We start from the raw sequence: 385 nt of genomic DNA, 5'->3' as shown, positions 1-385 counted from the left end.
ATACAGGGAGCCAAAGCAGTGGTGCTCACGGGCAAATACAACCTCGACCCTATCTCCCAATGGGCCATAGCATTGAGGCAGCGCAGTGGATGGCAAAAGGCTGTCGTGGCTCTTGCTAATAAAAATGCTCGCATCCTCTGGGCATTGATGACACATCAACGTAGCTACGAAGCCACTCATATCAGCACCAGGTCCGGCGAGTTCATCGCTTAAGCCAACCCCTAAACTTGCCAGACGTGAAATCAAAGATGCAATAGACAGGTCAGACCAGCAGCAGACAAGCTCGCTTGTTGCATTGTGAGTCGCACGACATCACGAGATTTGAATGGAGTCCTGCTGCGCGGTTTGTTTCTTGGGGCGCACACCAAAGTGCAAAACCTCGTCT

General features: G+C 51.7%; 1 pseudogene. It reads left to right on the top strand.

Features of this window, described 5'->3' with window-relative positions:
* A pseudogene (locus tag SJH88_RS19495) lies at positions 1-213 on the top strand (IS110 family transposase); the annotation flags it as partial.
* Positions 214-385: the final 172 nt, after the last annotated feature.

The sequence above is a fragment of the Comamonas sp. GCA5 genome, from assembly GCF_036541385.1.
GTDB classification, from domain to species: domain Bacteria; phylum Pseudomonadota; class Gammaproteobacteria; order Burkholderiales; family Burkholderiaceae_C; genus Comamonas; species Comamonas aquatica.
Note: the sequence above shows the minus strand (reverse complement) of the source record. Positions and strands in the feature narration are given on the sequence as shown.